The sequence below is a fragment of the Streptomyces rubrogriseus genome, assembly GCF_027947575.1.
In the GTDB taxonomy this organism is placed as follows: domain Bacteria; phylum Actinomycetota; class Actinomycetes; order Streptomycetales; family Streptomycetaceae; genus Streptomyces; species Streptomyces rubrogriseus.
Window position 1 is genome coordinate 4,671,833 of record NZ_CP116256.1, and the last position, 25,626, is coordinate 4,697,458.

The following is a 25,626-nucleotide window of genomic DNA, read 5'->3' on the forward strand; positions in this document are numbered from 1 at the left end:
GGTGACCGGGGCGCTCCTCCCGCCTGCCGTAAGACGCCTCTCACCGCCGCTGATCCGGTTCGGCGAGGACGACGCCGTCCGCATGGGTGAGCAGTGCCCTGGTGACGGGGTACTCGGGGGCGGTGAGCACCCGGTCCACGGGCCCGGCCTCGGCCACCCGGCCCGCGTCCAGGACGACGACCCGCTCCGCGTGGTGGGCGGCGGCCGTCAGGTCGTGCGTCACCATCACTACCGTCACTCCCAGCGTCCGGCGCAGCGAGCCCAGCAGGGCCAGGATCCCGCTCGCCGTCTCCCGGTCCAGCGCGGAGGTGATCTCGTCACAGACCAGGACACGCGGCTGCGCGGCCAACGTCCGGGCCAGCGCGACGCGTTGACGCTGGCCTCCCGACAGCTCCCCCGGCCGGCGGGCCAGCACGTCGGCGTCCAGCGAGACCAGGCCGAGCAGCCGTACGGCTTCGCGGGCGGCGTCGGCGGCGCAATGGCGCCGCCGGAGGGGCCGCATGAGCGCGGCGCGAACGGACTCCCGTGGATTGAGGGCGCCGCGCGCGTCCTGGGCGACGAGTTGCACCGGGGCGCCGTGGCCTCCCTCCGGACCGTCCTCCCGCCACTCGACGCTCCCCCGCGCGGGCCGGTGCAGCCCCGCGAGGCACCGGGCGAGGGTGGTCTTGCCGGAGCCCGAGGGACCCACGACGGCGGTGCAGGAACCTGCCGGGACGGTGAGGGAGATGCCGTGCAGCACGGACACACGCCCGTGGGCCGCGTCCAGCCCGCGCACGGACAGCTCGCCGCCGGAGCCGGTACGCGGCGCGCCACGTGAGCCGGTGCACGGCGCTTCACGGGGGCCGGTACTCGGCGCTTCACGGGGGCCGGTACTCGGCGCGCCGCCCGGGCCGGGGCCGCCGGCGGTCGGGAAGCCTGTGGACGACCGCGGGGCGGGCACCGGCGCGCCGGGCTTCCCGGCACCGGCGATCCGGCCTCCCTCCAGGCGGACGACTTCGTGCGCCACGGACGCGATCCACGCCGGGTCGTGGCTGACCAGCAACGCGGCGCGGTCCCCGCCGGACAGGACCTCGGCCAGCAGGCCACGCATCCGGTCCGCCAGCACCGTGTCCAGACCGCTGGTGGGCTCGTCGAGGACCAGCAGGGCGGGCCTACCGGCCAGGGCGACGGCGAGGGCGACCCGTTGCGCCTGCCCTCCCGACACCTGACTGGGCAGCCGCCGCCGGAAGGCCCGGTCGGCCGGCAGCCGCACGGACAGCAGCAGTTCCTCGACCCGCGCACGGACCTCGTGCGCACGCCTGGCGGGCGAGCGCAGTCGGACCGCTTCGCCGATCTGCGTGCCGATCCGGAGGGCGGGGTTGAGCGCGGAAGCGGGGTCCTGCCCCAGGAACGACACCACGCGGCCCCGCAGCCGGCGGGCGTCCGCGCGGTCGAACGGGTCGAGGCCGGCCACGCGGACGGTTCCGGAACGCACCTCCAGGCCGGGTCGGACATGCCCGAGCAGGCTGTACGCCAGGCTGCTCTTGCCCGATCCGGACCTGCCGACCACCCCCAGCACCTGTCCGCGCGCCACCGTGAGGCGGGCGTCGTGCAGGACGGGCGGTCCGCCCTGCACCGGTCCGAGGGACAGCCCGCTGATCTCGGCCGGCGGGTCCGCCCCCGGCGGACGCGCGGTCGCGTTCCCGGTCATGCGGCTCCCTTCCCCACCGTGTCCGCCAGTCGTCCGGCGAGCAGACCGACGCAGACGGAGAGCAGTACGAGCAGCAGGGCGGGCGCGAGGAAGGGCGCGGCGGCCAGTGTCGCCCCGGGGACGTTCTCGCTCACCATGCGTCCCCAGTCGGGCGCCGCTCCTCCCCGTCCCAGGCCGAGGAAGCCCGCGGTGGCGGTGAGGTGCAGGGAGGCGACCAGGCGCAGCGCGGTGTCCATGAGGGCCGGTCCGGCGATGTTGGGCAGCACGTCGTGGCGCAGCACGGCCCTGCGGGTGTCGCCCCGGGCCAGGGCCGCCTCGACGTACCCGCTGTGCAGCACCGTGTCCGCCGCGGCTCGCAGCACCCGGGTGGAGAAGGGGGCGGTGGCCAGGGCGACGGCTGTCACGAGGGCGGTGTCGCTGCCGGGGAAACCGGCGGCCAGCACGAGGACGACCAGGAGGGCGGGGAGCACGGCGAGGGCGTCCACGCAGCGGACCGTCAGGTCGCCCAGCCGACGGGAGACCATGGCGGCCAGGACGCCGGCGGTCATCCCGACGGCGCCGGCCGCCGCCGTTCCCGCCAGCGCGGTGAGGACGATGGTCCGGCCGCCGCCGAGCACCCGGCTCGCCACGTCCCTGCCCAGCACGTCGGTGCCGAGGAGGAACCGGCCGTCCGGCTGCTGGAAGGGTGCGGCGAGCTGCGCGGTGGGGCTGTGCGGCGCGATCAGCGGACCCAGGAGGGCGAGGAGGAGTACGAGCAGCGTGAGGGTCCCGGTAAGCAGCGGCGGTCGCCGGCGTCCTGCGGTGCGGGCCGTGCGTGCCCGCCTCCGCGGTGGTGTCAGTACCGTCGTCATCGGCCGTGCCCCTCCCGCGCCCCCAGCAGACGCGCGCAGACGTCGCCCAGGACCAGCACCGCGAGCATCACCGCGACCAGGGCGGTGGCGATGCCCTGCACCATCGGTACGTCCCGTGCCGCGACGGCCAGTTGCAGCTCCCGGCCGATGCCCGGGTAGTCGAAGACGTTCTCCACCACCACCGCGGAGCCGACCAGGGCCCCCGTGGTGAGGGTGAGCGCCTGCACGGCCGGTCCTGCCGCGTTGGGCAGGATGTGGCGTACCGCGAGTCGCACGCCGCGCACGCCGTTGAGCCGTGCGGCTTCGCAGTACGGCGTGGCCGCGGTGTCCGCGACGGAGGCCCGCAGCAGCCGGGTGGCCACCGCCAGGCCGACCGCGCTGAGCGTCAGTACGGGCAGCACCAGCGCGTCCGGGACGTCGAGCGGGGTGCCTCCCAGGGGGATGACGGAGACCCTCGGCAGCACCTCCAGCCACACCGCCAGTACCGCGACGAGCAGCGCGGCGACGACGAACTCCGGTACGGCGGCCAGGATCTGGGCGGACGTCGAGACGACCCGGTCGGCGACGCCGCCGCGCAGCCCCGTCCACAGGCCGAGCAGCGTGGCGAGCGGCGCGGTGACCGCGAGTGTCAGTGCGGCGAGGAGCAGGCTGTTGGGCAGGCGGGTGGCGAGCACGTCGGCGACCGGCCGCTCCCCCACGAAGCCCCGGCCCAGATCCCCCCGGACCGCGCCCGCCGCCCAGTCGGCGTACCGCTGGACGGCGGGCCGGTCCAGCCCGAGTCCGGCCCGGACCTCGGCGCGTTGCGCCGCGGAGGCGTCCACGCCGGCGACCGCGCTGACGGCGTCCCCGGGGAGGACCGCCGTGGCCGCGAAGACCGCGGCCGACAGCAGGACGAGCAGGACGACGGCCCCCGCGAGGCGACGGGCCGCGAAGGCGAGCAGGTTCACGCCAGCGACGCCCGGGAGAAGCCGGGGAACTGTTCGAAGAGGTCGTCGGATATCCCGTCGACCCCCTTGGCCCGGGCGTTCAGGTTCGGCTTGAAGACCGGCACCACCTGGTTGCCCTCGTCCCAACGCGTGCGCTGGGCCCGGGTGCCCAGTTCCCTCGCGCGCTCCGGGTCGCGCTCGGCGCGCGCCTCGGCCACCAGGGCATCGGTCTCGGGCTTCTTCCAGCCGAACGCGGACGGTGATCCGCCCGCCGTGTTCATCTGGTAGGTCGACAGCGCGGGAACGGGCATCTGGTACGAGCCGGCCACCGGCAGTGCCGAGTACGCGGGGAAGTCGGCGTAGAGCTGGCCCGGGGGCAGCTCACGGACGGACGCCCGCACGCCGATCTTCTTCAGGTCCTCGACGAAGAGGGTGGCCATCTCCACCATGCCCGGCGTCTCGGGGCCGGTGGTCAACTGGACCTTCACCCCGTCGGCACCGGCCGCCTTGAGGAGGGCGCGGGCCCGCTCGGGGTCGTGGGCGCGCTGGGGGATGCCGTCGGCGTAGTCGGGGAAGCCGAGCGAGGGCAGGTCGTTGCCGATCTCGGCGTTGCCGTAGAACACGGTGTTCACCATGGCCTCGCGGTCGACCGCGAGTTTGAACGCCTCCCTGACGCGCGGATCGTCGAAGGGCTCGGCGCTCATGTTCAGCTGGAAGGAGAGACCGACCAGGTAAGGGCTCTTCGTGGGCGCCAGTTCGACCTTCGCGTCGTCCGCGAGGGTGCGCGCGGTGACGGGCGAGAGGTCGTGGGCGAAGTCGACCGCGCCGCCGGTGAGCGCCCCCGCCCTGGCCGTCGAGTCCGCGATGGACCGCAGCTCCAGGCCGTCGAGGTGGGGCACGTGACCGTAGTGGTCGTCGTAGCGCTCGAACGCCGAGCCCTGGCCGGCCGTGAATCCGGTCAGCCGGAAGGGGCCGCAGCTGGGCATGGACTCGCGGAAGTCCTTGGTGCCGTCCTTGACGACGAGGAAGTTTCCCTGGCAGAGGATCAGGCGGCCGTCGGCTATGGGCCGCAGGGTCGGCAGTACGACCTTCAGGTCGCCGTCGGCCTTGGCGCGCGCGAGGTCGAAGTTGGCGGCGGCGAGCCGGTACACGGGCAGTTTGCTCCGGGCCGCGAGCGCGCTGAGCGAGTGCAGGATGTCGGCGGAGGTCAGCCGGGAGCCGTCGGTGAAGCGGACGCCGGGCCGCACGCGCAGCGTGTAGGCCGACAGGTCGTCGGCGATGTCGATCCCTTCGAGCACGCCGTAGCGCACCCCGTCGGGGCCGCTGGGATCGAGGTTGCCCAGCGTGCCGTGCCAGGCCCGGGCCCGTACGAGGTCCAGGGCGGAGGGGCCGTTGAAGAAGTCGAGGGTCTCGGAGGCGCCGCCGCCGACGAAGGCGGCGCGGAGCGTGCCGCCGGACCGGGGCGAGGACCCCGGTCCGGGGTTTCCGGCGGAGCCGGGCTCGTCGGTGGAGCACGCCGCCAGCAGGCCGGGTCCCACCGCGAGGGCCGCGGCGCCCGCCGCGCCGCGACGGAGGAAGGCACGGCGATCGATCTGTCTGGACATGCTTCTCCTTGACGTTCTGCTGAGCTGAACCGGGCACCGCGGGACACCTGCGGCGCGTGAAGTGAGGCGGTGGGCGAGGCGGGGCCGGAAGACGGGCGGCCCGCGCGGGCTACCGAAGAGTGAGCGCTCCGGACGGGCAGGCCCGCACGGCCGCGCGCACGGCGTCCGACTCGGCCGCGGAGGGCCTCTCGGCGAGGACGCGCACGAGCCCGTCCTCCTCGTCCTGGTCGAAGACCCCCGGCGCGGCGAGGACGCACTGCCCCGCCCCGACACACCGATCCCGCTCGGCGCCGACTCTCCCGGATCCGAACGCCTGGCCTGCCAAAGTCATGAGGGCCCCTCCCCTGCGGCCGCGGGCGCGGCCGACACGCGATGGTCAGACGTTAAGGGAAAACGACATTCATATTCAACCATTGCCGCGGGCTCAGTGGCCGCGGCCTCCTCGGGGCCGGAGGAGCAGCAGGGACAGCGTGGCGAGCGCGGCGACCGCCTGGGCGACCGCGGTGACTTCCTTCTGGCCGTACCAGACCGGCTCGTACATGTCCGGGACCGGCCCCAGTTCGCCGACGTCCACGTAGCGGTACACGAGCAGCAGCGCGAGTCCGCCGACCGCCACCAACGCGGCGAAGAGGTCCCCGGGGAGGCGGCGCCAGACGAGGACGAGCAGGGCGGCCAGGGCCGCGAGGGCCGCCTCGAGGCGGAAGAGGGTGCCCTGGCCGACGACGCTCGACGCGATGGCGTCGTACCGGTCGGCGAGGTGCGCGTGCAGATACGCGTCCACGGCGAGACCGGCCGCGGCGAGCACTCGCACGGCACCCCGTACGACCCGGCCGGCGCCGCCTCGGCGCGGGGGCGGAGCGGTGGACTGTGACGACATGGCAGGTCTCCGTTTCGGGGCCGGGGGCCACCGGCCGGGGTCACTCGACGGTGAGCGTGCCCTTCATGAACGGGTGGATCGAGCACGCGTAGGGGAAGTCGCCCGCCGTGGACGGCGCCGTGAAGGTGGCACTCTTGCCCGGGGCGATGTCTCCGGTGTCGAAGGAACCGCCCTTGGACGCCGTCAGGGTGTGCGTCGTCGAGTCCTTGTTGACGACGGTGACCTTCGCCCCGGGAGAGACGGTCAGGGAGGCGGGCTCGAACTTGAAGTCCTTGATGGTGACCTGAGTCCCGCCGCTCGCGGACGAGCGGGTGGCCGACTCGGTCGCGCCGTCGCCGCCACCGCCTCCCCCGTCGGAACATCCGACGAGGGTGGTCAGGGCGAGCGCGCAGACGGCGGCCGCGGCGAGCCGGGCGGCACCGGTGGGGAACGGGAACGGCATGGAGTCTCCGAGCGCTGGTGGGCCGGTCCGGCCTGAGGTCAGTAGCCGCCGTCGCCGGTCTTGGGCTTGGTGGTGATCTTGTCGCCGTCGGGGTCGACGACGAACCACTTGGCGCCGAAGGCGTCGACGTCCTGCCCGTTGGTGTCACCGGGCTTCTGGTCGTCGGCGAACCGGTACAGCGGGTGCCCGTTGTACGTCACCTGCTCGGAGCCGTCGTCCCGCTTGATGGTCTTGAGCAGGTCCTTCTTCACCCCCTTGCCCGCGGTCGGGGTCGCCTTGACCGTGAACGGGGGCCACGCCTTGGCGCAGTCGCCGTCGCACTTCGACTTGTCCTTCGAGTCCTTCTCGAAGAGGTAGAGGGTCCGGCCCTTCTCGTCGACGAGTGACTTGCCGTAGGTGCCGTCCTTGACGTCGACCGCGGGGGCGCTCGACGAGGTCGCCGCCGGGACGACGTCGGTGTCCGGCGCGTCCGCGGCGTTGCGGGTCTCCGTACCACCGGCGCTGCCTGAGCCACCATCGTCCGAACACCCTGCCGCCGCGCCGGCGACCAGCAGGGCCGCGGCCATCGCGGTGGCTGTCCTGATGCGTTTCATGAGGGTCTCCTCGACCGTCGGGCCGCCTCGCGGGGCAGCACGCGGCCCCGCTTCGGGGCCACCGGACTCAGTGCACCCCAGGACTCGCGAACCGACCAACGCACCGCGTCTGTTCGGAGTGCGGCCGACCGTGCACGGTGCCGCCGGCACGTTCCGGAGCGGTCGGGTCCGGGTTCGGAGCCCGCGCTCAGCTCATGTCGGGAGCGTGCAGCAGCAGTTCCGCCACCCCGATGGCGGCCACCACGATGGCCGTGCGGAACGGCCACCGGCTGCGGGCTCCCGACCGCACGGCCGTGCCCACCACGGCGGCGGCCACGGCCGCCCCCGTCAGCACCCGGTCCATGACTCCGGTCGCGCCGGGCGGTCCCACGACGAGCACTCCCACGGCGGCCGTCATCACGACCGGCGCCAGCCGGCGGCAGGCCGGCCGGCGCAGCCGTTGCGGCAGCCCGCGCACCCCCATGGCCAGGTCGTCCTCGATGTCCGGCAGCACGTTCGCCAGGTGGGCGCCCACGCCCAGCAGGGCCCCGGCGGTCGTGGCCCACCATGCGGGCCAGGCCGACAGGGGCGGACCGAGGGTGACGAAGGCCGGCAGGGCGGCGAAGCCCACCGCGTACGGCAGCGGCGAGAGCACCGTCCGCTTCAGCCACAGGTTGTACGCCCAGCCGGCGGCAACCCCCACCAGGTGGACCGTTCCCGCGGCGAGCCCGCAGACCAGGGACAGGGGTACGCACAGGGCCAGGGCCGTGCCCGCCGCGGCGGCGGCAGCCGCCCGCGGAAGCTCCCCGGTGCCCACCGGCTTGTCACCGCGTCGGCAGGCCGAGTCGCGCCGCGCGTCGACGGCGTCGTTGCACCAGCCGATCGAGAGCTGGCCGGCCAGTACGGCGAGCGCCACGGCCACCGACCCGGCCGGTCCGCGGCCGGCTCCGACCGCCAGGACCGCCACGAAGACGGTGACGGCGACCGTCGGCTCCGGATGGCAGGCACGCAGCAGCGCCACGACTCTGCCGGACGAGCGCGGGAGAACCCCGGACGGGTGGAGTGACACGTACGCACGGTAGTGGGACCGGCGACCGAGGAAGGCATGAACGACATGCGTGTCCCCGTGCTAGTCGAGCATGCTCCCTCGCCGTCCGCTCCCGCTTCCCCCGCGCGGCGCGCGTCGCCACCGTCCGCGGCGGGCCCCCGCATCGCCGCCGTGCGGTGCGCGCTGCCCCCGCACCGGTACGCCCAGCACGAGCTCACCGGGCCCATCGGCGACCTGTGCCTGTTCCCCGGGGCGGACCGCGCCCTGCTGCACCGTGTGCACGCGTCCGCGGGGGTGGGTACGCGTCACCTCGCGCTGCCGATCGAGCGGTACGCCCGGCTGGGTGACTTCGGGCGCAGCAACGACGCCTGGCTCGAGACGGGTCTCGAACTGGGTGAGGAGGCCCTCTCGGGCGCGCTGCGCGAGGCGGGGCTGGCACCGGCCGACGTCGACCTGCTGGTGTTCGCCTCGATCACGGGCGTGGCCGCGCCGTCACTCGACGCCCGGCTGGCGGGGCGCATGGGGCTGCGGCCCGACGTCAAGCGGCTTCCGCTGTTCGGGCTCGGCTGCGTCGCGGGCGCCGCCGGTCTCGCCCGGGTGCACGACCACCTCCGCGGGCACCCCGACGACACCGCCGTACTGCTCACCGTGGAGCTGTGCTCGCTCACGCTCCAGCGCGGTGACTCCTCGCGTGCCAACCTCGTCGCCGGGGCGCTCTTCGGCGACGGCGCCGCCGCACTCGTCGCCCGCGGCGGCAACACCGACGGCGACAGCAGTGGCGCGGTCGCACCCGCGGCCGGTCCCCGCGTGGTCGCCACGCGCAGTCACCTGTACCCGGGTACCGAGCGGCTCCTCGGGTGGGAGATCGGCGCCGCCGGCTTCCGCGTCGTGATCGACGCCGGTGTCCCGGACATCGTCCGGGGCCACTTCGGACGGCATCTGCGCGCGTTCCTGGCCGAGCACGAGCTGGCCGTCGACGACATCGGAACCTGGATCTGCCACCCCGGGGGCCCGCGGATCCTGTCGGCGGTGAGCGAGACCCTCGGCCTGTCCGAGGACGCCCTGGACTGCTCACGGCGCTCCCTGGCGGCGGTGGGGAACATGTCGTCCGTGTCCGTGCTGCACATCCTGGAGGGCATCCGGGCACGCCGTGCACCGGAGCCCGGCACCTGGGGCCTGCTCCTGGCGATGGGCCCCGGATTCTGCTCCGAACTCGTCCTGCTGCGCTGGTGAGGTGCTCTCATGCCGTGGTACGCGCTTCTCGTCCTCGCCGTCGCCGCCGAGCGCGTGGCCGAACTCGTCGTCGCCCGCCGCAACGCGGCGTGGACGCTCGCCCGCGCCGGAGTGGAGCACGGCCGTGGCCACTACCCCGTGATGGTCGCCCTGCACACCGGCCTGCTCGCGTGCTGTCTGCTCGAACCCCTGCTCGCCGACCGCCCGTTCCTGCCCGCCCTGGGGTGGCCCATGCTGGCCCTCGCGCTCCTGGCGCAGGCCCTGCGCTGGTGGTGCATCGCGACGCTCGGGCCCTACTGGAACACCCGGGTGATCGTCGTTCCGGGAGCGCGTCCGGTCGGCGCCGGACCCTACCGCTTCCTGCGGCACCCCAACTACCTCGCGGTCGTGGTGGAGGTGGCCGCCCTGCCCCTGGTCCACTCGGCGTGGCTGACCGCGGCCGTCTTCACCGCGGCCAACGCGATGCTGCTCACCGTCCGCCTGCGCTGTGAGAACACGGCCCTCGCCCGGATGGCGCCCGCGTGAGCGCCCGCCACGACCTGGTGATCGTCGGTGGCGGGCCCGCCGGGCTCGCCACCGCCCTGCACGCGGCGCGCGCCGGTCTCGACACGGTCGTCGTCGAGCCCCGCCCGGCGCCGGTCGACAAGGCGTGCGGCGAGGGGCTGATGCCCGGCGCGGTCCGCTCGCTCGCCGCGCTCGGCCTGGCGGTCCCCGGCGTCCCCGTCAGCGGCATCCGCTACGTCCAGGGCGCCCGCGGGGTCCAGGCCCCGTTCCGTCACGGCCCCGGCATGGGCGTCCGCCGCACCGACCTGCACGGCGTGCTGCACCGTGCCGTGCTGGCGGCCGGGGTTCCGGTGCTGCCGCTGCGCGTGGCAGAGGTGCGGCAGGACGGTGCGGGCGTGAGCGTGCCCGGCACGGGGCTGCGCTCCCGGTGGCTGGTCGCGGCGGACGGCTTGCACTCACGTGTGCGGCGCTCCCTCGGCCTGGAGGCGCCAACCCGTGGCGCACCCCGCTACGGGCTGCGCCGGCACTACGCGGTGGCGCCCTGGTCGCCGTACGTCGAAGTGCACTGGGGCAGCGACGCGGAGGCGTACGTCACCCCGATCGGCCCCCGGCTCGTCGGGATCGCCGTGCTGACCACCCGGCGCGCCTCCTTCACCGCCCACCTGGAGGGCTTTCCGGGTCTGGCGGCCCGCCTGCCGCCGGACCGGGCGGTCACCTCGGTGCGGGGCGCCGGGCCCCTGCGGCAGCGGGCCCGCACCCGGGCCCACGGCAGGATCCTGTTCGTCGGCGACGCCGCCGGATACGTCGACGCCCTGACCGGTGAGGGCGTCGCCCTCGCCCTCGTCGGCGCCGAAGCCCTGGTCGCCAACCTGCGCCGGGGCACACCCGGCCGCTACGAGGCCGACTGGCGCAGGGCGACCCGCAGGCACCGGCTGCTGACCGAACTCCTGCTGCGAGCCCGTCTGCAGCCCGCGCTCGCCCCCCGCATCATGCCCACCGCCGCTCGTCTGCCCCGCGTGTTCTCGGCAGCGGTGAACGCGCTGGCCTGAGCCCCTTCCGGCCCCGCGCGGCCCGGGCTCCGACGGTTCGGCGTCCGGGCTCCGCGCCGGGCGGAGGCCTCAGCGCTTCATCGAGCAGACAGATCATCACTTCGACGCGTGCCTCAACACCCGTCGCGAGGGCTACGGGCCGCCCCGGTGCGGTCGTCGGGCGGCCGTGGCTTCGGGCTCCTGCTCCGGTGGGTCGACGACCACGCAGCAGCGGCCGGGGCGGGGGGCGAGCACCGCACGGCCAGGCTGGTGTCCGCCGGCCTCGAGCACGCCCCGTACCAGGTGCAGGTTCAGCCAGCACACCAGTTCCGTGTGCTCGCGAGCGAGCCGGTGGAAGGGGCAGTTGCGCAGGTCGATGCTGCCCCCGGCCGTCGTCGCGGGCTCGTAGCCGCAGCCGCGCAGCGCCGCCGTCAGGTCCTCGCCACCGGCCGACCTGCCCGCCGCGTGCGCGGCGGCGGCCACGGCCTCCCGCACCGCCCCGGAGTCGTCCGCGGCGACGGCCTCGGCCAGCACCCCGGCGAGCAGACCGTAGTCGCGGGGCGGCACGCTGACCGACAGCTCCTGGTCCGTCCGCGTGTAGCGCTTGGCCGGGCGGCCGGCTCCCGGGCCGCCGCGCCCGGCGGCCCGCGCGTAGCCGACGGTCAGCAGGCCCGCCTCGGAGAGCTTGTCCAGGTGATAGGCCGCGAGCGTGCGGCTGATCCCGGCCGCCTTCGCGGCGTCCTCCCGGCTGACGGCCTCGTCGCAGGTCCGCACGTAGTCGTACAGCCGACGCCGCACCGGATCGTCCAGGCTGCTCAGTCCGCCGATGGCGTCCCTGTCACGGTCCTCGTTCGTACCCACATTCCCAATGTAACACCAATGAGATTTGACAAATCTCCGGCGCGGTGGCCAGCCTGTAAAAACAACAGAAGTTGGCGATAGACAGAGGGCCGTGCACATGTCACAGGAGGGTCCGTGGATATGACTGCCACAGCCGCACTGCAGGTGATCGAGGACGTCACCGGGCCCGACGAGGTCACCGGGCCCGACCTGGAGGCCGCCGAGCGGGCCGCCCGGGAGTTCCTGCAGGCGCTCGGGGTCGTGGTGGACAGCGAGGGAAACCGGGACACGCCCGGCCGGATGGCCCGCGGCTACGCCGAACTGCTCAACGCGCGCCCCTTCCGGATGACCACGTTCCCCAACGACGAGGGCTACGACGAGCTCGTCCTGGCCCGCGACATCCCCCTGCGGTCGGTCTGCCAGCACCACATGCTGCCCTTCGTGGGGGTGGCACACGTCGGCTACCTGCCCGGCGCGCGGATCCTCGGGCTGTCGAAGCTGGCCCGGGTGGTGGAGCACTACGCCTGCCGGCCCCAGGTGCAGGAACGGCTGACCAAGCAGGTCGCCGACCACCTCGCCGAGCAGTTGCGGCCCCGGGGCGTCGGGGTCGTCGTCGAAGCCGAGCACACCTGCATGACGCTGCGCGGAGTGCGGGCCACCGGATCGAGAACCGTCACCTCCACCCTGCTCGGAACGCTGCGCGACGACGCTGCGTCCCGCCAGGAGTTCCTCGCCCTCACCGGCGTCCAGCGGTAGTGCAGCAACGCACCAGGCCATTGGGAGGCAGTCATGAGCACATCGCAGCACCCGCCCCGGCGGATCCTGATCGTGGGCGCCGGGCTGGCCGGCGCGTCGGCCGCCGCCTCCCTGCGCGAGCAGGGGTTCGACGGTGACATCACCGTGTTCGGAGAGCAGTCCCACGACCCGTACGAACTTCCGCCGCTGTCCAAGGACGTCCTGCTGGGCCGGCGGGACGAACCTGACTGGGTCCGCGGGGCCGGCTACTGGGACGACCACGGCATCACCCTGCGCCGTGACACCGCCGTCATCGCGCTCGAACCGGCCGACCACGAGATCGTCGACGCCGACGGCACGGCCCACGGTTACGACCGGCTGCTGCTGGCGACCGGGTCCCGCCCCCGTGTCCCGCCCGGCTTCGAGGGTCCCGGGGTGCACACGCTGCGCACCCTCGACGACGCTCTGGCCCTGCGCGAGAAGCTGACCGACGGAGCCCGCGTGGTGATCGTCGGCGCCGGATGGATCGGCTGCGAGGTCGCTTCGGCGGCCCGCGCCCACGGCGCGCGGGTGACCATGGTCGACCCCGTGCCGCTGCCGCTGCGGCACGTCCTCGGCGACCAGGTCGGAGCGGTCTTCCGCGACCTGCACGCCGACCACGGCGTCGCCCTGCGCCTGGGCGTCGGGGCGACCGGCACCGAGGTCCGCCCCGACGGCCGGACGGTCCTCCTGGACGACGGCAGCGAGCTGCCCGCCGACGTGGTGGTCGTCGGAGTCGGCGCCCGGCCCCGCACCGAACTCGCCGAAGCCGCCGGTCTGGACCTCGCGGCGGGCGCGGTCGCCACCGACGCCGCACTGCGCACCTCCGCCCCCGACGTCTACGCGGCCGGCGACATCGCCGCCCACGACCACCCGCGCCACGAGGGGCGCGTACGCGTCGAGCACTGGTCCAACGCCAAGGAGCAGGGCACCCACGTCGCGGGCAACCTCCTCGGCGGCCACGACGCCTACGGCGCCGACCCGTACTTCTTCTCCGACCAGTACGACCTCGGCTGCGAGTACCGCGGCCTCGCCGACCCCGCCCGCGACGAACTGGTCCTGCGCGGCGACCCGGTCACCCGCGAGTTCCTCGCCTTCTGGCTGCGCGACGGGCGGATCGCCGCCGCCCTCAATGTCAACTCCTGGGACCACGGCGACGCACTCACCGCCCTGGTCGGCAGCCGCGCACGGGTCTCCGCCCAGCAGCTCACCGAGGCGGACCTCGACGCGCTCGCCACCGGCGACGCACCGCCCCGGCCATGAGCGCCCTCGACCGGCCGACGACAGGAGCCGCACACACCATGCCCACCACAGCAGTCGACCTGGAGTTCCGCGGCCGCCGCGTAGTCCTCGACCGGCCCCTGGTGATGGCGATCGTCAATCGCACACCGGACTCCTTCTACGACCGGGGTGCCACCTTCGCCGCCGAGGCGGCCCGGTCCGCCATCGCCCGGGCCGTCGCCGAGGGCGCCGACATGATCGACCTCGGCGGCGTCACGGCCAGTCCGGGAGCGGAGGTCACGGCCGCCGAAGAAGTCGCCCGCGTCGTTCCGCTGGTGGAATGGGCCCGCGACCGCTACCCCGACCTGCTGATCAGTATCGACACCTGGCGCCACGAAGTCGGCGACGCGGCCTGCCGGGCCGGAGCGGACATCCTCAACGACGCCTGGGCCGCCGCCGACCCGAAGCTCATCGAGGTGGCCGCCGACCACGGGGCCGGCTACGTGTGCACGCACACCGGCGGCCGCACTCCCCGCGCCGAACCCTTCCGGCCCGACTACCCCGACGTGGTGGCCGCCGTCCGCACCTCCGTCGTCGAGCTGGCGGAGCGGGCCGAAGCCGCCGGCGTGCCCCGCGGCGGCATCCTCATCGACTCCACCGGCTACGGCAAGAACACCGCCGACCACCTCCTCCTGCTCCGCAGCCTCCGCGAGTTCACCCGGACCGGGTGGCCGGTCCTGATGGCGCTGTCCAACAAGTCGTTCGTGGGCGAGATGCTGGACGTGGAACTGGAGGACCGGCTGGCCGGCACCCTCGCGGCGACCGCGATCGCCGCCAGGGACGGCGCCGCCGTCTTCCGGGCCCACCAGGTCCGGCCCACCCGGCACGTCGTCGAGATGGCCGCGGGCATCAACGGCAGCCGTCCTCCCGCCCGTACGAGTACCTGGATCGCCTGATGCACCTGATCTGGCCCGCCGAACACGCCCGGCCCATCGACGACGACGAACTGGAACGCCTTTACACCTACCCGGACCGTGAGCGCTGGCTCGCCGTCAACTTCGTCGCCAGCGCCGACGGGGCCGTGGAAGTCGGCGGCCTGGCCAGGCCCCTGTCGACCCCGCCCGACCGCAAGGTGCTGCGGCTCGGCAGCGACCTCGCCGACGTCCTGCTGATCGGTGCCACCACGGCCATGGTCGAGGGCTTCCGCGGCGTCCACCCCGACCGGCGGACGCTCGACCGCCGACGCCGCCACGGCCTGGCCGACGTTCCGCCGACGGCCGTCGTGAGCACCGGCCGATCACTGCCCCCCGACGCCCCCGTCATCACCCGGGCGCGCGTCCCGACCACCGTCCTCACCTGCGCTTCGGTACCCGAGCCCACGCGTCGGGCCTGGCAGGAGGCCGGGGCGGACGTCGTCGTCGCGGGCGAGGACACCGTCGACCTGGCCGCGGCGGTCGCCGCACTCACCGGGCGGGGGCTGCGACGCATCGACTGCGAAGGTGGACCCCACCTGTTCGGAGCACTGACCGCCGCCGGACTGGTCGACGAACTCCGTCTGACCGTCTCCCCGTTGCTGGCCGCGGGCCCGGCCGGCCGGATCGCCACCGGGCCACCCACCCCGCCCACCGGCCTGCGCCTGGCCACCGCACTCGCCGAGGACGACACCCTGCTGCTGCGCTACCTCACGCCCTCGCGCTGAACCGGCACGGCCCACGGGCCCGGTTCGCAGACCATGAGCCGGACTCAGAGGTCGAGCGGGTTGGCGGCCATCCTGTCGGCGAGCCCGGACCGCACCGCACCGCCCGCGGAACTGCCGGGTTTGCGCGCGGCCTGGGCCTGGAAGCACGCCAGGAACCGCTCGGTGAGGTCCAGCCTGGGGTAGCGTGCCAGCACCTCGTCGCGGAAGTGCGGCGGGTGGTCGTCCGCGCCCCTGCCGGTGATCTCGGTCGCGGTGGCGCGGGCCAGCAGGTGTCCCTCGGGGTCCGTGGCGGCATCCACCTGCGGCGCCATGTGACGGACGATCACGTCCGCCAGGCGCTCGCGGCGTTCCGCCGGCCATCCGGCGCCCGCCGCGAAGACGCGGGCGACGTGGCCGCTCGCCTCCTCGAACGCGACGGTGTGGCTGTCGAACGCCGGGACCAGCCCGATGTCGTGGTGGAGCGCGGCGACGTAGAGGAGTTCCGGGTCGAACGAGAGGCCTTCCGCCGTGCCGCGGGCGGCCGCCCACACGTAGGCGCGCAGCGAGTGGTTGAGCAGCGCGGGCGGAAGGTAGGCGGTCGCGACGTCCAGGGCGGCGGCCGACGCCGGGCTGTCGGGCACGGGCAGGGCGTCGAGCGACATACGGGTCACCGGAGGCCCGCCGCCTCGTCAGGTCCCCCGGTCACGACGCGGATGATCGTCCTGCCGTGTCTGCCCCGGCCGGAGGCGAAGGCGGCGGGTGCCTCGGCGAGCGGGCGCACCTCTGCCACGGACACCCTGAGCCGCCCGTCCCTCACCCGCTGTGCGAGGTCGGCGAGCCTGACCCGGTCGGATTCGACGACGAAGAAGACCGCACGCCCGTTCTCCGGCCTGACGACGGGGGGCGCGGCGATGGTGACGAGGGTTCCGCCGGGACGCACCAGGGCGGCCGAGCGGTCCAGGATCTCGCCGCCGATGACGTCGAACACGACGTCGGCCTCCCCCGCGTCCTCCAGCCGGTCCGACTGGAGGTCCAGGAAGACCTCGGCGCCCAGGCCGAGAGCGGTGTCCCGGTCGGCGGCACGACCGGTGGCGATCACCCGGGCACCCGCCTCGCGGGCGAGTTGGACGGCGATCGAACCGACGCTGCCGGCAGCGCCGTGGATCACGACCGTCTGCCCCGTCGCGAGCCGTCCGTGGTCGAACAGACCCTGCCACGCGGTGAGCCCCGAGACGGGCAGCGCGGCGGCCACGGTGTGGTCGACGTCGGCGGGAAGCGGAGTCAGGTTGCGGGCCTCCACCGCGGTGTACTCGGCCAGCGAACCGTTGCGCGTCCAGTCGGCCAGGCCGAACACCCGCTGGCCGACGGTGAGGCCGGTGGTGCCGTACCCCAGTTCCTCGACCACGCCCGACAGCTCGTGCCCGGGCACAGTCGGTGTGCGGTCGCGTCCGGCACGGTCGGTCCAGGTACCCGGCCAGGTGAGTTCCCCGCGGGTGAAACCGGCGGCGTGCACACGCACGACGACGTCGTTCTCGGCGGCGTGCGGGTAGGGCATGTCCGTCAGGGCCAGCCCTTCGGCGCCCGCGTCACGGTCATGGACGGAGATGGCTTGCATAGCGGATCCTCGGGGTCGAGCGGCGGTCATCACGCACACGGTGCCCCCTCGCGGTCGCGGGGGCACGCGATGCGCCGTGCCCTCGACCGTATGCTCCTGCCACTCCGCCCGGGTGGGCCACTTCGCCCCCGGCGGAGTGAGCCATTCACGGGATGGCCGCCGCCCTGCACACATGAGAGTCTGGACCGCATGGCGGACGATTTTTCCGTGGGAGACCACGTGCGCTGGAACTCCGAGGCCGGGTACGTCGAGGGCGTCGTCGTCAAGAAGCACACCCGCGACGTGGAGTTCAAGGGCCGTACCCGTCACTGCTCGGCGGACGACCCGCAGTACGAGATCAGGAGCGACAAGACCGACCATGTCGCCATGCACAAGGGTGGAGCGCTGAAGAAGGCGTAGGGGCCGAGGTGAGCCGGGTCCACACGATCGGGCATTCGACGCGTGCCTTCGACGAGGTGCTGGACATGCTGCGCAGCCACGACATCACCTGTCTGGTCGATGTGCGCTCGTACCCGTCGTCGAGGAAACATCCCCAGTGGAACCAGTCCGCCGTCGTGGAGAATCTGCCGTCCGACATCGAGTACCGGTGGATCGCTCGGCTCGGCGGTCGGCGGCACACCCCCAAGGGGGTCCCCAGTGAGAACGGTGCGTGGCGAGTAAAGGCGTTCCGCGATTACGCCGACTACATGGCGGGGGACGAATTCGCCGAGGGCCTCGACGAGCTGATCCGGCTGGCCCGGCACGAGCGGCCCGCCATCATGTGCAGCGAGGCGGTGCCGTGGCGGTGCCACCGCCGGCTGATCACTGACGCGCTGCTGGTCGCCGGGGTGGAGGTCGTGCACATCATGTCGCGGACGGCCACCAGGCCGGCGGTCCTGAACGAGCACGCACGGGTCCGCGACGGCCGCCTGACCTACCCACCACCGCCCGACTCGGAGGCGCCGTGACCTTCGTCGACGAGGTCCGGGACGCGGTGTGCTCGATCCCCGCGGGTGCCGTGGCCTCCTACGGTGACGTCGGTCAACGGATCGGTGTCGGCGCACGGCAGGTGGGTCGGGCCATGAGTCTGCTCGACGAGGACGTGCCGTGGTGGCGTGTCGTGTACGCCGACGGCACGCCACCCTCCTGCCACGGCGGGCGGGCGCCGGTCCTTCTGCGGGACGAGGGAACGCCGATGCTCGGGGCGCGCGTGGACATGGCCCGTGCCCGCCACCACTGGACACGGTGAGGTCCGAGCCCTCTGATCAGCTCGGTATCAAGGCCGACCCTCCTCGGAAAAGGAATCCTTCGACAAGTTCTCCGTGAACAGCGCCAGTTGTGCACGCCGCCCCGGCACCCCCGCCACCCCCACTGCTCGTCCACCTCGCCCTTGAGCCGGCCGCGCAGTCGCCTGCCGGCGCGCACCGTCTACGCTGGGACCTGCCGCCACCGCCTGATCCACAGCGCCCTCACCGCAGATCGTGTCAGGAGGACATATGCAGCCCGGCGAAGTCTGGTGGGTCGAGTTCGATGAGCGAAGGCCGGTCGTGCTGCTGCCGGGCGACGAGGCGTCCGGGCTCCGGGCGGTGCAGGTCGTCGCTCCGGCGGGCGTCGACATCAGCGGTCTGGGTGTGGAAGTGGCCGTGGGCGCCGCGGAGGGGCTGCCCTTCGAAGGCGTGCTGCGGTTCGCGTTCCCGCGTCCAGGCTTGACCCCGTGCACGTGGCTGACCACCGTGTCCCGCGACGACCTGATCGAGCGGGCAGGCGTGCTGTCCGCCGCGAAGCTCAGCGAGATCGAGGAAGCCCTGCGTGTTGCCGGCCGGCCGCAGGAGTGGACCGAGACGGCTGCCGCGAAGCTCAACGGGATGAAGGACGCCCTCCGCCTCGGTGGACCGGAGTAAGCGGGCAAGGGACGGACGCCGACGCCGATCTGCTCGCCCCTTACCTTGATCGCTACCTCTGCCGACCTGACCTCGCTCACGACCGGAGCATCGTCATGGGCACTCTCCGGTTCTCGACCTGAGCCTCGACGGTGGACGGACCAGCCGGGTGGTGGTTTCACCGGATCGCGTCGGCGGGTGGGGCAGTCGTGATCACCGTGCGGAGGGGGAACGCGACGAGCAGTGCGACGGCGACCAGGAGGCCGCTCGCCCACAGCGGTCCGAGGTTGCCGGTCGTGTGGCCGAGGGTGGTCGCGGCGACGAGTGGTCCGACCGCGGCGCCCACGTTGAGGGCGGCGGTGGCGTACGCACCGGCCATGGTGGGGGCTCCCGCCGCCTCGTAGAGGACCCGCGTGATCAGGGTGCTGCCCAGCGCGAACGACAGGGCGCCCTGGACGAACACGAGGAGCAGCAGGGCGACCGGCCGGTCGGCCAGCACCGCCAGCGCCGGCCAGCCGACGAGCAGCATCGGGCCGCCGACGGCGAGGACCTGGGCGGGGCGCCGGTCGGACAGCCGTCCGGCGACGGTGACGCCGACGAAGGAACCGGCGCCGAAGAGCACCAGGGCGACAGAGATCCACAGTTCGCCCAGCCCCGCGGTGTCGGTCACGACCGGGGCCAGGAAGGTGAAGCTCGCGAAGGTTGCCGCGTTCACCAGCGCGCCCAGCAGCATGGCCAGCAGCAACCGGGGGGTCTTGAGCCGGGCGAGCTCGGCTCGCAGCGGCGGCCCACCGGCCGCCGCCGTCGCACGTCCCGCGGGGATTCCCTTCAGCACGCCGAGCGCCGCGGGCAGGCAGCAGACGGCGACGGCCCAGAACGTGGCCCGCCAGCCGAGCCATGTGCCCAGGAGTGCCCCGCCGGGGACGCCGGCGACCGTGGCCACCGTCGTGCCGGACAGCAGCACGGCCAGCGCGCGCCCCTTCCTGTCGGCAGGGACCAGCGCGGCGGCGGTCGTCAGTGCGACCGCGAGGAATCCCGCGTTCGCGAGCGCGGCCACGACCCGGCAGGCCACCAGGACGGGGAAGCTCGTGGTGCCGGCCCCCACGACATGTGCCGCCGCGAAGGCGAGGATGAATCCGAGGAGGCTGGAACGCCTGGGCCAGGTGCGGGCCAGCGCCGCCACGAGGGGAGCGCCGACGACCATGCCGGTCGCGAAGGCCGAGGTGAGTGTGCCCGCGGTCCCGACGGTGATGCCGAGGTCCGAGGCGATGTCCGGCACGAGGCCGGCGAGCATGAACTCCGAGGTGCCCATGGCGCAGACGGCCACGGCGAGCAGGTACAGCGGAAGAGGCATCGAGTGGCTCCGAGGCGAGGAGAAGCACGAGAAGGGTCATCTCGTCACCACGGCCGGCCCCCTGCGCGCGCTCGTCCGGCCCGCGAGAGCGGTACGACGACGCAGGGCTGCGAAATCAGTGATTCAGGGGGCTGACGGGTGACCGAAAGCCCCCACCCTGTCTGACTCGGGACTCGACATGGGCCGCACAGTACCGGACCCCGGCCCGCCGGGGCACCTCGGTTCCTCCGGCGTCCTAGTAGCTGTCGTAGCGGGGCGCACCGCTCGGCCGGTAGACGCCGACGACGGTGCCGCCCTTCGTCGTCGAGACGCTGACCGGCTCCAGCGCGGTGGGAATCGCTCCGTCGGCGAACAGCCGCTTGCCGGTCCCGATGATCACCGGGTGGACGGTCAGCCGGTACTCGTCGACGAGGCCGTGCCGCATGAGGGTCTGGGCGAGGTCGCCGCTGCCGACGACGTTGAGGTTCCCGCCGTCCGACGCCTTCAGCCTGCGTACGGCGTCGACGGTGTCGCCCTCCAGCAGCGTCGAGTTCTGCCAGTCGAGGGACGTCAGGGTCCGGGAAGCCACGTACTTGTGCATGCTGTTCATCCGAGCGGTGAACGGGTTGTCGGGGTCGGCGGTCGGCCAGTACGACGCGAAGATGTCGTAGGTCTTGCGGCCGAGCAGCATGGCGTCGGAGTCCTCGTACCAACCGGCGATGGCCGCGCCGACCTCGTCGTCGTCCACCGGCTTCTGCCAGCCGCCGTGCTCGAAGCCGCTCTCGGCGTCCTCGTCCGGGCCGCCCGGCGCCTGCATGACGCCGTCCAGCGTCAGAAACGTGCAAACGATGATCTCGCGCATGATGCGCTCCCTTCGTCGACGGGTAGACCGCACAACCACCGCGGACTCATCGGTGCGGCGTCCGCGCGGGGAGTCACCGGCGCAATCACCGGCGGTTGTCGTCGAGCATCCGCTCCAACCGGTCGAAACGCTGGTGCAGCGCCCGGGTCGCCTCGGTGTACGCCTCCTCGGCGGCCTTCTCGGTGTGGCGCACGAAGTGGCCCCGGCGCTCTTGTTCCCTGCCGACGAACCAGGTGGCCAGCGCGGCGGTCACCAGACCGAAGGAGGTGATCCCGGCGACCATCACCACCACGGCCACGAGCCGGCCCCACAGGGTCACGGGGTACAGGTCGCCGTAGCCGACGGTCGTCGCGGTCTCCACGGACCACCACAGCGCCCGCGGATACGTGATCAGCTGCGCCCCCGGTGCGCCGCGCTCGGCCAGGACGGCCAAGTACGAGCCCGCGAGGAGCACGATCACCAGGACGACCGTCGCGGCACCCGCGGCCCTCCAGTGCAGCGCACCGCCGTGGCGCCCGAGCAGCAGTTTGACCAACCTGGCCACGAGACCGGACAGCATGGGTGGCATGCTCCGCCACCGGCCGGGACGACGAGGCGACAACGCGCCGGTGCGCGAGGCACTCCTTTGCGCTCCGTGACCGATCTTCACTCCTTCGGTCATATCCGTGGTGCCGCGTCCATCACCCGAACGCAGTGTGTTCTGCAGTCCCTCCCCTCAGAGAAAGCAGGGTCATGGAGCACATACGACGCGCCGCCACCCGGCGGGCGCTACCCCTGGCCGTCCTCCTCCCCGCGGCCGCTCTGATGGCCGCAGGCCCCTGTCTGGCGTCCGAGAGCGGAGGCGATACCACACCCCCCGGTGGAACGTCCGGAGCCGACAAGCCGACGGTCGTGCTGGTGCACGGCTACTGGGCGGACGCCTCCGGCTGGGACCGCGTCGTCGGGCACCTGCAGGCTCTGGGCTATCCGGTGGTGGCCACCGCGAATCCGCTGCGCAGCCTCTCCGGCGACGCCGACTACCTCGCCGCGCGGCTCAAGGCCATCGAGGGACCCGTCGTGCTCGTCGGGCACTCCTACGGCGGAGCCGTCATCACCAACGCCGCCGCCGGCAACCCCAACGTCAAGTCCCTCGTCTACATCGCCGGGTTCGCGCCCGACAAGGGCGAGTCCGCCTTCCAGCTCGCGGCCAAGTTCCCCGGCAGCCGGGTGACGGACGACCCGAACGCGCCGGTGCCCACCGCGCTGAACGCCGTACCGCTCGGCGGCGACGCCACGAACGTGGACCTGTACCTCAAGCCGGAGAAGTTCGGCGACGTCTTCCTGAGCGACCGGCTCGACGCGAGCCGCGTCGAGGTGCTGGCCGCCACCCAGCGGCCCGCGACCGCCGCGTCCGGCAACGAACCGACGCGGGCCGTCGCGTGGCAGACCATCCCGTCCTGGTACCTCGTCCCCACCGACGACCGCACCATCGGCACCGACAACCTGCGTTTCATGGCGAAGCGGGCCGACGCCACCACCGTCGAGGTCGACGCCCCGCATGCCGTCATGGAGACCAACCCGGAGGACGTCACCAAACTGATCCTGCGGGCGGCGGGCGACGCGCGGCCGAGTCTCGCCAGTACCGGCACGAGCGGACGGACCGCGTTCCTCGGCGGCGCGGCGGTGCTCGCCGTCGCGGCGGGCGCGGCCGTCGTGATCCGCGCCCGCCGCGCCTGAACCCGTCGTCCGACCTGCGGTGTCGGTGTCGTGCCGACACCGCGTAGGAGCGATGTCGGGGGCTGTCGGTCGGATGTCGGTGGCCCGTCGGCGGCAGCTGGCACCTTCGAGTGGTGGCCGGCCGGGGAAGAACCGGACGGCTCGATCCCGAAGGAGCCAGCATGCACACCCCTGTCACGATCATCGGCGCCGGGCTCGGCGGACTCGTACTGGCCCGCGTCCTGCACGTCCACGCGATCCCGGTCACCGTCTACGAGGCCGACGCGTCCCCTTCGGCGCGCGCCCAGGGCGGACTGCTGGACATCCACGACTACAACGGGCAGCTCGCGGTCGAGGCGGCCGGGCTGACGGACGAGTTCCGGGCCATTGTTCTGGAGGGCCGCCAGGCCCTGCGGGTTCTCGACCCGGACGGCACCGTCCGGCTCGACCAGGCCGACGACGGGACCGGTGGACGCCCGGAGGTGCAGCGCGGCGACCTGCGGCGGATTCTGCTCGACTCGCTTCCGGCCGGCACCGTGCGCTGGGGTCGCAAGGTCGGCCGTGCCCGTTCGCTCGGCGACGGTCGCCATGAGGTGACGTTCACCGACGGGGGCACGGTCGTCACCCGCCTGCTGGTCGGAGCGGACGGCGCGTGGTCACGTGTCCGGCCGCTGCTGTCCTCCGCCACACCCGAGTACGTGGGCAGGTCGGTGGTCGAGACCTACCTGTTCGACGCCGGCACACGCCACCCGGTGGCCGCGAAGACGGTCGGTGGCGGGATGCTGATCGCTCCCGCACCGGGCAAGGAGATCTTCGCGCACCGGGAGAAGGACGACACCCTGCACGCCTACGTGGGACTGTCCCGGCCGCTGGACTGGTTCACCGGGATCGACTTCACCGACGGCGCCTCGGCAACCGCACGCATCGCCCGGGAATTCGACGGCTGGGCGACGGAGCTCACCGCGCTGATCACCGACAGCGATGTCGCGCCGACCCTGCGCGCCCTCCACGCTCTGCCGGCCGGACACCGGTGGGAGCGGGTACCGGGGGTGACCCTGCTGGGCGATGCGGCCCACCTCGCCGCGCCCAACGGGGAGGGCGCCAACCTCGCGATGCTCGACGGGGCGGAACTGGGTACGGCCCTCGCCGCGCACCCGGGCGACGTCGAGGCGGCGCTGGCCGAGTACGAGCGGGTCATGTTCCCCCGCAGTGCCGAGGCGGCGAGCGACGACATGGTCGGCATGGACTCCCCCGACAACACGGCCCAGGGCCTGATCGACCTGATCGCCGGGAACGGCGTGTGAGCCGCCGGTAGGTCACTTGCCGCCGCGGTTTGCCATGGATCCGGTTGCGGAATTATCGTTGAGTACTCATCGAAGTATCAACGTGTTCTCAACGTGTGAAGGACATCATGGACCGGTCACGGAAGGCGGACGACCTCGCACTCGCCCTGGAGCTGACCCGCGCCGCCTCGGGTCTGCGGCGGCGGCTCGATGTACAGGGGCTCTCCTTTCGGGAGTTCGCCGTCCTGCACCACCTGGCGCACTCCCCCGAGCGGCGGCTGCGCCGGCTCGACCTCGTCGAGCTGCTCGGCATCACACCGTCCGGTGTGGCCCGGCTGCTCGCGCCGCTGGAGAAGCAGGGGTACGTCGACCGCTGCCCCGACCCGCGCGACGCCCGACGCGCCCTGGTCACCCTGACCGGGGCGGGGGCCGCACTGGCCGAGGAGGCCACGGCCGTCGCCACCGACAAGGCCTCGGCGCTGCTCGGCCGGGCGCTCGGCCCCGTGGACCGCGAGGCCTTCGCCGCCCTGCTCCACCGGTTCACGGAGGTGCTTTGACCCATGCTTGCCACCAACCGCCAGTGGGTGCTGACCCGCCGCCCCCGGGGCGACCTCGACCCCTCCCGTCCCGACTGCTTCGAGCTGCGCGTCGGGCCGGCGCCCGAACCCGGGCCGGGCCAGGTCCTCGTCCGCGTCGACTGGCTGAGCATCGACCCCACTCAGCGGGGGTGGCTCAACGACGGGCCCAACTACCGTGCGCCGGTGGGACTGGGAGAGGTGATGCGGGGCGGCGGCGTCGGCGAGGTGGTCGCCTCGAACGTCCCCGCGCTCCCGACCGGCACGCAGGTGTACGGCGAACTCGGCTGGCAGGACTACGCCGTCGGCGCGCCCGGCGGCCTGTACGGCGTCCACCCCGTTCCGCCCGGAGTCGAACCGCGCACCATGCTGGGCCTGTTCGGTGCCACCGGCCTGACCGCCTACTTCGGCATGACCGACGTGGGCCGCCCCGGCCCCGGCGAGACCGTCGTCGTCTCGGCGGCCGCGGGCGCCACCGGGTCGATCGCCGCCCAGATCGCCAAGGCGCGCGGCGCTCGCGTGATCGGCATCGCGGGCGGCGAACGCAAGTGCCGCTGGGCGGTCGAGACCGCCGGTCTGGACGCGTGTGTCGACCACACCTGGGACGACGTCCCGGCCGAACTGGCCCGCCTCGCACCCGACGGCGTCGACGTGTACTTCGACAACGTGGGCGGGGCTCTGCTGGAGGCGGTCCTGGACCGCCTCGCGCTGCGCGCCCGCGTCGTGGTGTGCGGCGGTGTCGCCTCCGGCTACCGGGGCGAGTCCCCCGCGACCGGCCCCCGCAACTACCTCCAACTCGGCCTTCGCCGGGCCCGCATGGAGGGCTTCGTCTTCCTCGACCACGTCGACCGCTTCCCCGAGGCGTTCGGCGCGCTCGCCACCTGGTCCGCGAAGGGCGACATCGTCCTGGCGGAGTCCGTGGCGGAAGGCCTCGCCCAGGCTCCCGCCGCCCTCGCCGGGCTCTTCCGGGGCCACAACCTGGGCAAGCAGCTCGTCCGCCTGCGCGGGTGACCGGCACCCCAGGGGTCGGGACGCGTTAGGTGCGTGGAGCCGACGGCCGCCGCGGGTGGCGGCCGTCGGCCCTCCGGCCCGGGGCACTGGCGGCCCCGGGGTCGG

General features: G+C 73.6%; 31 protein-coding genes. 16 read left to right on the forward strand and 15 right to left on the reverse strand.

Annotated elements, in window-relative coordinates:
• Window positions 1-40 precede the first annotated feature (40 nt).
• The 9 genes from Sru02f_RS21340 to Sru02f_RS21380 all read right to left on the reverse strand — a co-directional run bounded on the left by Sru02f_RS21340 (window position 41) and on the right by Sru02f_RS21380 (window position 8,031).
• Window positions 41-1,690: an ABC transporter ATP-binding protein gene (locus Sru02f_RS21340; protein ID WP_109032431.1), complete on the reverse strand. Its 1,650-nt coding sequence runs from the start codon at window positions 1,688-1,690 to the stop codon at window positions 41-43.
• The gene (locus Sru02f_RS21345) at window positions 1,687-2,541 is read right to left on the reverse strand and encodes an ABC transporter permease (RefSeq protein WP_109032430.1); all 855 of its coding nucleotides are present in this window, start codon (window positions 2,539-2,541) and stop codon (window positions 1,687-1,689) included. Before Sru02f_RS21345 ends, Sru02f_RS21340 begins: the two co-directional genes overlap by 4 nt.
• Window positions 2,538-3,488, reverse strand: a complete 951-nt coding sequence (locus Sru02f_RS21350; RefSeq protein ID WP_109032429.1) for an ABC transporter permease — start codon at window positions 3,486-3,488, stop codon at window positions 2,538-2,540. Before Sru02f_RS21350 ends, Sru02f_RS21345 begins: the two co-directional genes overlap by 4 nt.
• On the reverse strand, window positions 3,485-5,071 hold the full coding sequence (locus Sru02f_RS21355; protein ID WP_109032428.1) for an ABC transporter substrate-binding protein: 1,587 nt from the start codon (window positions 5,069-5,071) through the stop codon (window positions 3,485-3,487). Before Sru02f_RS21355 ends, Sru02f_RS21350 begins: the two co-directional genes overlap by 4 nt.
• A gap of 109 nt (window positions 5,072-5,180) precedes the next feature.
• On the reverse strand, window positions 5,181-5,402 hold the full coding sequence (locus Sru02f_RS21360; RefSeq protein WP_003971465.1) for a ferredoxin: 222 nt from the start codon (window positions 5,400-5,402) through the stop codon (window positions 5,181-5,183).
• A 93-nt stretch (window positions 5,403-5,495) separates the two neighbouring features.
• The gene (locus Sru02f_RS21365) at window positions 5,496-5,948 is read right to left on the reverse strand and encodes a hypothetical protein (RefSeq protein WP_109032427.1); all 453 of its coding nucleotides are present in this window, start codon (window positions 5,946-5,948) and stop codon (window positions 5,496-5,498) included.
• Between the two features lie 40 nt (window positions 5,949-5,988).
• Entirely contained in the window at window positions 5,989-6,390 is a 402-nt protein-coding gene (locus tag Sru02f_RS21370) for a cupredoxin domain-containing protein (RefSeq protein WP_109032426.1), read from the reverse strand.
• Between the two features lie 38 nt (window positions 6,391-6,428).
• A complete protein-coding gene (locus tag Sru02f_RS21375) occupies window positions 6,429-6,983 on the reverse strand; it encodes a COG4315 family predicted lipoprotein (RefSeq protein WP_109032425.1) in 555 nt (184 codons plus the stop codon).
• 187 nt (window positions 6,984-7,170) lie between these two features.
• Complete coding sequence (locus Sru02f_RS21380; protein WP_109032424.1) at window positions 7,171-8,031, reverse strand: UbiA family prenyltransferase; 861 nt, start codon at window positions 8,029-8,031, stop codon at window positions 7,171-7,173.
• A gap of 36 nt (window positions 8,032-8,067) precedes the next feature.
• Here Sru02f_RS21380 and Sru02f_RS21385 point away from each other — a divergent pair, with 36 nt between their 5' ends.
• The 3 genes from Sru02f_RS21385 to Sru02f_RS21395 are packed head-to-tail and all read left to right on the forward strand — an operon-like array spanning window position 8,068 to window position 10,796.
• Entirely contained in the window at window positions 8,068-9,243 is a 1,176-nt protein-coding gene (locus Sru02f_RS21385; protein WP_109032423.1) for a type III polyketide synthase, read from the forward strand.
• Window positions 9,244-9,252: 9 nt separating this feature from the next.
• Window positions 9,253-9,768, forward strand: a complete 516-nt coding sequence (locus Sru02f_RS21390) for an isoprenylcysteine carboxyl methyltransferase family protein (protein WP_109032422.1) — start codon at window positions 9,253-9,255, stop codon at window positions 9,766-9,768.
• The gene (locus Sru02f_RS21395) at window positions 9,765-10,796 is read left to right on the forward strand and encodes an NAD(P)/FAD-dependent oxidoreductase (protein WP_109032421.1); all 1,032 of its coding nucleotides are present in this window, start codon (window positions 9,765-9,767) and stop codon (window positions 10,794-10,796) included. The genes Sru02f_RS21390 and Sru02f_RS21395 overlap by 4 nt, the downstream gene beginning before the upstream one ends.
• A gap of 132 nt (window positions 10,797-10,928) precedes the next feature.
• On the opposite strand, the gene Sru02f_RS21400 is transcribed toward Sru02f_RS21395, so the two are convergent.
• Window positions 10,929-11,636, reverse strand: a complete 708-nt coding sequence (locus Sru02f_RS21400; protein WP_109032420.1) for a helix-turn-helix transcriptional regulator — start codon at window positions 11,634-11,636, stop codon at window positions 10,929-10,931.
• A 120-nt stretch (window positions 11,637-11,756) separates the two neighbouring features.
• On the opposite strand from Sru02f_RS21400, the gene folE reads away from it, so the two are divergent.
• The 4 genes from folE to Sru02f_RS21420 are packed head-to-tail and all read left to right on the forward strand — an operon-like array spanning window position 11,757 to window position 15,309.
• Window positions 11,757-12,371 carry a GTP cyclohydrolase I FolE gene (folE, locus tag Sru02f_RS21405; protein WP_109032419.1) on the forward strand — a complete coding sequence of 205 codons (615 nt, stop codon included), beginning with the start codon at window positions 11,757-11,759 and terminating at the stop codon, window positions 12,369-12,371.
• A gap of 33 nt (window positions 12,372-12,404) precedes the next feature.
• Entirely contained in the window at window positions 12,405-13,652 is a 1,248-nt protein-coding gene (locus Sru02f_RS21410) for an NAD(P)/FAD-dependent oxidoreductase (RefSeq protein ID WP_109032418.1), read from the forward strand.
• Window positions 13,653-13,690: 38 nt separating this feature from the next.
• Complete coding sequence (gene folP, locus Sru02f_RS21415; protein WP_109032417.1) at window positions 13,691-14,566, forward strand: dihydropteroate synthase; 876 nt, start codon at window positions 13,691-13,693, stop codon at window positions 14,564-14,566.
• Window positions 14,566-15,309 (forward strand): pyrimidine reductase family protein, encoded by a 744-nt coding sequence (locus Sru02f_RS21420; protein WP_109032416.1) that lies wholly within the window; start codon window positions 14,566-14,568, stop codon window positions 15,307-15,309. Before folP ends, Sru02f_RS21420 begins: the two co-directional genes overlap by 1 nt.
• A gap of 44 nt (window positions 15,310-15,353) precedes the next feature.
• Here the strand turns inward: Sru02f_RS21420 and Sru02f_RS21425 are convergent, their stop codons facing one another.
• Together Sru02f_RS21425 and Sru02f_RS21430 are read right to left on the reverse strand one after the other, a co-directional pair.
• Complete coding sequence (locus tag Sru02f_RS21425) at window positions 15,354-15,950, reverse strand: HD domain-containing protein (protein ID WP_109032415.1); 597 nt, start codon at window positions 15,948-15,950, stop codon at window positions 15,354-15,356.
• Window positions 15,951-15,955: 5 nt separating this feature from the next.
• The gene (locus Sru02f_RS21430) at window positions 15,956-16,903 is read right to left on the reverse strand and encodes an NADP-dependent oxidoreductase (protein WP_109032414.1); all 948 of its coding nucleotides are present in this window, start codon (window positions 16,901-16,903) and stop codon (window positions 15,956-15,958) included.
• Window positions 16,904-17,092: 189 nt separating this feature from the next.
• On the opposite strand from Sru02f_RS21430, the gene Sru02f_RS21435 reads away from it, so the two are divergent.
• From Sru02f_RS21435 to Sru02f_RS21455, 5 genes are all read left to right on the forward strand, one after another.
• Complete coding sequence (locus Sru02f_RS21435; protein ID WP_011031814.1) at window positions 17,093-17,302, forward strand: hypervirulence associated TUDOR domain-containing protein; 210 nt, start codon at window positions 17,093-17,095, stop codon at window positions 17,300-17,302.
• Window positions 17,303-17,310: 8 nt separating this feature from the next.
• Entirely contained in the window at window positions 17,311-17,850 is a 540-nt protein-coding gene (locus tag Sru02f_RS21440; protein ID WP_109032413.1) for a DUF488 domain-containing protein, read from the forward strand.
• Complete coding sequence (locus Sru02f_RS21445) at window positions 17,847-18,131, forward strand: MGMT family protein (protein WP_109032412.1); 285 nt, start codon at window positions 17,847-17,849, stop codon at window positions 18,129-18,131. The genes Sru02f_RS21440 and Sru02f_RS21445 overlap by 4 nt, the downstream gene beginning before the upstream one ends.
• Before the next feature lie 247 nt (window positions 18,132-18,378).
• On the forward strand, window positions 18,379-18,783 hold the full coding sequence (locus Sru02f_RS21450) for a type II toxin-antitoxin system PemK/MazF family toxin (protein ID WP_109032411.1): 405 nt from the start codon (window positions 18,379-18,381) through the stop codon (window positions 18,781-18,783).
• Window positions 18,714-18,905: a DUF6000 family protein gene (locus Sru02f_RS21455; protein ID WP_280524892.1), complete on the forward strand. Its 192-nt coding sequence runs from the start codon at window positions 18,714-18,716 to the stop codon at window positions 18,903-18,905. Before Sru02f_RS21450 ends, Sru02f_RS21455 begins: the two co-directional genes overlap by 70 nt.
• A 35-nt stretch (window positions 18,906-18,940) precedes the next feature.
• On the opposite strand, the gene Sru02f_RS21460 is transcribed toward Sru02f_RS21455, so the two are convergent.
• From Sru02f_RS21460 to kcsA, 3 genes are all read right to left on the reverse strand, one after another.
• A complete protein-coding gene (locus Sru02f_RS21460) occupies window positions 18,941-20,116 on the reverse strand; it encodes a Cmx/CmrA family chloramphenicol efflux MFS transporter (RefSeq protein WP_109032410.1) in 1,176 nt (391 codons plus the stop codon).
• Between the two features lie 235 nt (window positions 20,117-20,351).
• Window positions 20,352-20,957, reverse strand: coding sequence for a dihydrofolate reductase family protein (locus Sru02f_RS21465; RefSeq protein WP_174855099.1), 606 nt, complete (start codon window positions 20,955-20,957; stop codon window positions 20,352-20,354).
• A gap of 85 nt (window positions 20,958-21,042) precedes the next feature.
• Window positions 21,043-21,525: a pH-gated potassium channel KcsA gene (gene kcsA, locus Sru02f_RS21470; protein WP_109032408.1), complete on the reverse strand. Its 483-nt coding sequence runs from the start codon at window positions 21,523-21,525 to the stop codon at window positions 21,043-21,045.
• A 164-nt stretch (window positions 21,526-21,689) separates the two neighbouring features.
• Between kcsA and Sru02f_RS21475 the strand changes: the two genes are divergently transcribed.
• The 4 genes from Sru02f_RS21475 to Sru02f_RS21490 all read left to right on the forward strand — a co-directional run bounded on the left by Sru02f_RS21475 (window position 21,690) and on the right by Sru02f_RS21490 (window position 25,521).
• A complete protein-coding gene (locus Sru02f_RS21475) occupies window positions 21,690-22,673 on the forward strand; it encodes an alpha/beta fold hydrolase (protein ID WP_167469570.1) in 984 nt (327 codons plus the stop codon).
• 161 nt (window positions 22,674-22,834) lie between these two features.
• Window positions 22,835-23,956 carry an FAD-dependent oxidoreductase gene (locus Sru02f_RS21480; RefSeq protein WP_109032407.1) on the forward strand — a complete coding sequence of 374 codons (1,122 nt, stop codon included), beginning with the start codon at window positions 22,835-22,837 and terminating at the stop codon, window positions 23,954-23,956.
• 107 nt (window positions 23,957-24,063) lie between these two features.
• The gene (locus Sru02f_RS21485; protein WP_159107542.1) at window positions 24,064-24,492 is read left to right on the forward strand and encodes a MarR family winged helix-turn-helix transcriptional regulator; all 429 of its coding nucleotides are present in this window, start codon (window positions 24,064-24,066) and stop codon (window positions 24,490-24,492) included.
• Between the two features lie 3 nt (window positions 24,493-24,495).
• Window positions 24,496-25,521 (forward strand): NADP-dependent oxidoreductase, encoded by a 1,026-nt coding sequence (locus Sru02f_RS21490; protein ID WP_109032405.1) that lies wholly within the window; start codon window positions 24,496-24,498, stop codon window positions 25,519-25,521.
• The last annotated feature ends 105 nt before the right edge of the window (window positions 25,522-25,626 follow it).